This window comes from bacterium (genome assembly GCA_029210545.1).
In the GTDB taxonomy this organism is placed as follows: domain Bacteria; phylum BMS3Abin14; class BMS3Abin14; order BMS3Abin14; family BMS3Abin14; genus JARGFV01.
Window position 1 is genome coordinate 1 of sequence record JARGFV010000165.1, and the last position, 4,546, is coordinate 4,546.

Here is a 4,546-nt window from a genome sequence, read left to right on the forward strand (position 1 = left end):
ATCATGAATCAGGCGGGGTTGAGCGGACATAGTCACGAGAGGAGTTTTTCGTTCCGGCAAGGCGACTGAGGAGTGAGGTTCCGATTGAAGATCTATTCCATGGCAATAATTTCCCTGGCTCTCCTTTTTCAGCCACTATCGGCCCACGCGGCCGGGCCTTGGCCCGAGGGGCTCAAGGAGTCGGCCCAGGCGTACATTGCCGCCCTTCAGGCCGAGCAGGACGCCATCCGGGAGTCTTCCATGGGGGAACTCAAGGGTGTGATCCCCATGAACACGTTCGACCGGGAGTCTCACAACTGCCACGAGGCGGCCGGGCAGAGCTACCGGGTCTACGGAAAACCACGGTACGCCGGTAAAGCAGAGGGCGGCTACGATGTCCGGGTGGCCTTTGGTGTTTTCTACAGGCAGGCCGACCGGGTCCGGGAACTCATGGACCGGGAGTGGCAGGAGGGCAGCGGCAGCGGGATTCGGATCACCTTCGAAATGGTGAATGGCGTGTGGGAGGCCACCTCCACCAGAGAACTGCTGACGATGGACCGTTGAAAAGTGCTTAAAAAGCACGTGCACTTTTCAACCGTTGAATATCCGGTTCCGGATAACTTGAAAGCAGTCCAGATTTTATGAGCGACAAACATCCTGGTTCTTCCCCATTCGAAAAGCTGCAAGGAAATAACCATGAACCGACCAAGACCAGATCTTCCGAAAATTATACTGGTTAGCACAATATTATCAGCATTCATGGCCATTTTACCTGGTGCAGCCTTTTCGAATTGTCACTGTTTTAAAGATCGGGCCTTCGACCCGGCCCAGCCGGCCTCAGCGGACCCATATGTCCTGGCCACGGCCAGGAACAGCCTTGTGGCTGCGGCGGCCGGGATCACGAAGGGGCAGGTTGTCAAGATGCGCATGACCGGGGCAGGAGAGACGGACGTGTGGCTGGAAAGCTACCTGGCCAGCGAAGCAGGAAAGGCCGATACTGGATCACCAGCATATAAGGCAGCAGAGAAAGCCGGCGACCGTGACGCCATGGCGGCTGCTCTTGCGGATCGTGTTCTGGCCCGGACCTACAGGGCGGATAACGAGACCATTTCCGGGTTAAGAAAGGCCGGTGCCGATACCGCTACAGTTGCCCTGAGCCTTTTTGTCTCCTCCCGGATCGAGCCATCTCCAGCCGAGATCTTCGCCCGGGTCAACAGCGGCAAGACCACCTGGGGCAAGACGGTCAGCGCTCTGGGAATTGCCCTGGACACCACGGGGGACCGGATCATGGAAGATGTTCTCAAGGCTGCAAGCTCTAAGCCTTGAGAACATAGCGGTTAGCTGACAGCTGCAGAACTGAAGTTGGAAAAGCTAATCTAACCGCCAAGCACGCGGAGAACGCAGAGGAAAACCCATTCCCCTTGGAATGGGCCGGTGAGGGATCCATGTTGATGTTCTTCTTTGGTGAAACTTTGCGGTCACCGAATTAGCCTTCCTCTGTGTACTCTGTCCTCTGTGGTGAAATCCTTGGCTCTGGTGCCGGACGGCCACAGATTCCTCTGCGAGCTTGGCGTGCTTGGCGGTGAAAATGGTTTCAGGTTCGATGTTTGCCTTAGAGGATGTCAGATTTTCGCGTCCCTCTTTGCGTCTTGCCTGTCCGTCGAAGCTCGACTCGTGAGGGCATCTTGTCACGTCATGGCTACAAGCGAGGACGGAAGCTGAAAGCGACGCCCCAAGAGCGAAGTCGGAAGTGATCACGTCAGTGGCGTGAGAACGGTCGCGAGGCATACTTTAGTCGAATTTCCCTGCCGGAACCACCTGCCTTTTCCCCTTATCCAGGCTCACCGAGCCCGACGGGCACACCTCGATACAGCTTCCGCACGAAAAACAGTCGGGTATGGTCTTCTCCCGCTTGAGGATCGCCTCCATGACGGTGGACGGGCAGGCCCTGGAGCAGGCCTCGCAGGCGATGCACGAGTCGTAGTTCACCTTGATCCTGAAGATGCTGATCTTTTCCACCAGCCATCCCACCAGCCCGAAAGGGCAGAAGAGGTGGCACCACGGCCGGTAGATGAAGAGGCTGGCCGTCAGCAGGAATAAAGCCAGGGCGATCATGCGCGGCGGGAAGATAACTCCCCTGGAGGCGAAGAGCACGATGGCGTCCTTGACGGTGCCCATGGCCGAGGGGTCGGAACCTAAAATGACGCCGAAGATGAGGATGGAAGCAAGGTAAAGGCCCTTCCGTACCTTGGGCGTGACCTTCCCCTTGCGCATCAGGACGAAGGCGAGGGCCAGGAAGGCGAACCAGGCGAGGAACTTCACGAGGATCTTGAGCCAGTCCTTGGACTCGTGCTCGGCTTCGAGTGTTCAACATGATATTTTAATATTCGCATACCATTGCTTTGCTGGCAGGAAAAACAGAGTTTCCCCCGCCGGCTGCGGTCCATGCGCCAGGCTTGGGAAAAAATCTTGTCATTTGCGTTGATGATAGTAAAATCGCCAATGTTTACCCACCGTCCGGCGGTCCCGACCGCACGGTTTGAAGGGCTTGCGGGCAGCAAGGTCCATTGTCAGGAAGGGGGAAACCAGGATGACAGAGACCATCAGGATGGTTGCGTCCCGGATCAGGGAGCTTCGTGAGATCTCGGGCGTCACCGTCCCGAGCCTGGCCGCGGAGATGAACGTGGCTCCCGACACGCTGCGCGGTTACGAGAGCGGCGAGACGGACATCCCCATCAGTTTCCTTTACGGATTTGCCGCCCGCTTCGGTGTGGAGCTGGTCGCACTGCTCACGGGGGAAGAGCCGCGGCTTCACCTCTGCCAGCTGGTGAGGAAGGGCAAGGGGGTCAGCGTTGAGAGAAGGAGTGACTACGCCTACCAGAGCCTGGCGTACAACTTCGCCCACAAGAGGGCCGAGCCGTTTCTCGTGACGGTGGATCCCAAGGGGCTGGACGAACCGGTTCCACTCAACACCCACGATGGACAGGAGTTCACCTATGTCCTCGAGGGCAGGGTCATGGTGCTCGTCGACGCGCTGGAGAATATCCTTAACGAGGGAGACTCCCTTTACTTCGACGCAAACCTTCCCCACGGGATGAAGGCCCTTGGCGGAAAACCGGCGACCTTCCTTGCAGTGGTGGTCTGAAAGGGAAAGGAAGGGGGGACGGGCGCTCGACACGTTCGTTGAAAACAGTCAGTATCGGTCCCTTCAGATGTGGAGAGCGCCCTGCTGGAGCACCCCGCAGTCCTGGAGTGCGCTGTGACGGCGGTGGACGATCCGGAACGGAGACAGGCGGTGAAGGCCACCTGCGCCCTCACTGCGGGCTACTGGCCGGGGGAGCACCTGGTCCGGGAACTGCAGGATCACGTCAAGCGGGTCACGGCGCCATACAAGTACCCGCGCGAGGTCAGTTCGTGGATGAGCTGCCCAAGACCATCAGCGGCAAAATCCAGAAGTACAAGCTCCCCGAAAGGGCCGCTGAAATGTTCCCGGACGCCTGACCGCGGGGGCGCGGGGAGCCTGGGCACATGAGCGTGAAGAGAGGTCCATCACAGATGCTGGAAAATCTCCCGACGCGGTTTCTTCTCTCCCCTGTTGTCTACCACGCCGTCCGCCTTTTCATGGGGGGGCTTTTCATCTACTCGGGCGTGCCCAAGCTCGCGGACATCGCCGGGTTCGGCGCGTCCGTCGCGGCCTACGGAATCCTTCCGGCCTTTTTCATCCCCTGCGCCGCGGTCGGGCTGCCGGCGATGGAGGTGGCGGCCGGCCTGGGAACCCTCCTGAACCGCCGCTGGGCCATCCTGGGGCTCCTGGCCATGATGATCCTGTTCCTTGGCGTCGTCGGCTACGGGGTGGCGACGGGCCTTGAGATCGACTGCGGCTGCTTTTCCACGGAAACCGGGAAAAAGGCGGAAACAGCCCCGAAGGACGGGCAGGCCGAAGACAGGCTGATCCTCGAGATCCCCGACCAGGAGGCGGTCGGCCTCTTCGACGACACCGAGGTTTTCGTGGGTCCGGTTCAGCCGGCCGGGGACGAGGAGACCTGTTCCGAGGAAGAGGCGGCCGCGGCGGGCACGAGCCTGCGACAGGCCCTCGTCCGGGACGTATACCTCTTCCTGGGCGCCCTCTACCTTGTGGCCTGGCCCGACCTGAGACGGCGGTACCGGAGACCGGAGAGGGCGAGCGGGTGAGAGGGAGAGCGGGGGGAAAAGGAGCCTGAGGTTCCTTCGGAACGTACCGGGATAATGGGATATCGGTGTATTTGTGTAAGCACGTTTTGATGAGCTTTGATGGACTCGCAAAAAGTCCATCAACGCGCCCCGCGCGGGGCGCCCAAATCAATGACAGGTGAAAACTGCCGCGCTTGGGAGAGGCGCCCGGATCGAGTGCCAATGGCTGTGTGTTCGATCCGTGAGGGGACCGAAAACCACGCTTTTCGGTTCCCGTTGAGCCAAAGTCCTATCCGGACTTTGGCGATATTACAGCAGTCTTTGTAAGGAAAGGGAAAACGACGCTTTTCCCTTTCCGTGGAGCGAAAAGTCCCGGATTGGACTTTTTGCGACCCTG

General features: G+C 59.4%; 5 protein-coding genes and 1 pseudogene. 5 read left to right on the top strand and 1 reads right to left on the bottom strand.

The annotated features are described in order from the left end of the window. The first annotated feature begins 84 nt into the window (after positions 1-84). Both P1S46_11775 and P1S46_11780 read left to right on the top strand, forming a co-directional pair. Positions 85-543 carry a hypothetical protein gene (locus P1S46_11775; GenBank protein MDF1537148.1) on the top strand — a complete coding sequence of 153 codons (459 nt, stop codon included), beginning with the start codon at positions 85-87 and terminating at the stop codon, positions 541-543. A 195-nt stretch (positions 544-738) separates the two neighbouring features. Next, complete coding sequence (locus P1S46_11780; GenBank protein MDF1537149.1) at positions 739-1,305, top strand: hypothetical protein; 567 nt, start codon at positions 739-741, stop codon at positions 1,303-1,305. Between the two features lie 465 nt (positions 1,306-1,770). Here P1S46_11780 and P1S46_11785 read toward each other — a convergent pair whose 3' ends face one another. Further along, positions 1,771-2,301, bottom strand: coding sequence for a 4Fe-4S dicluster domain-containing protein (locus P1S46_11785; GenBank protein MDF1537150.1), 531 nt, complete (start codon positions 2,299-2,301; stop codon positions 1,771-1,773). A gap of 268 nt (positions 2,302-2,569) precedes the next feature. Between P1S46_11785 and P1S46_11790 the strand changes: the two genes are divergently transcribed. The 3 genes and pseudogenes from P1S46_11790 to P1S46_11800 all read left to right on the top strand — a co-directional run bounded on the left by P1S46_11790 (position 2,570) and on the right by P1S46_11800 (position 4,170). Further along, positions 2,570-3,124 (top strand): XRE family transcriptional regulator, encoded by a 555-nt coding sequence (locus P1S46_11790; protein ID MDF1537151.1) that lies wholly within the window; start codon positions 2,570-2,572, stop codon positions 3,122-3,124. 16 nt (positions 3,125-3,140) lie between these two features. Continuing rightward, positions 3,141-3,480: pseudogene (locus tag P1S46_11795) on the top strand (acetyl-CoA synthetase). Positions 3,481-3,507: 27 nt separating this feature from the next. Further along, positions 3,508-4,170, top strand: coding sequence for a DoxX family membrane protein (locus tag P1S46_11800; protein MDF1537152.1), 663 nt, complete (start codon positions 3,508-3,510; stop codon positions 4,168-4,170). Positions 4,171-4,546: the final 376 nt, after the last annotated feature.

Coding starts and splice junctions, on each gene's coding strand:
- P1S46_11780 (MDF1537149.1), top strand. CDS start 739: ATGGCCATTTTACCTGGTGCAGCCTTTTCGAATTGTCACTGTTTTAAA.
- P1S46_11790 (MDF1537151.1), top strand. CDS start 2,570: ATGACAGAGACCATCAGGATGGTTGCGTCCCGGATCAGGGAGCTTCGT.
- P1S46_11800 (MDF1537152.1), top strand. CDS start 3,508: ATGAGCGTGAAGAGAGGTCCATCACAGATGCTGGAAAATCTCCCGACG.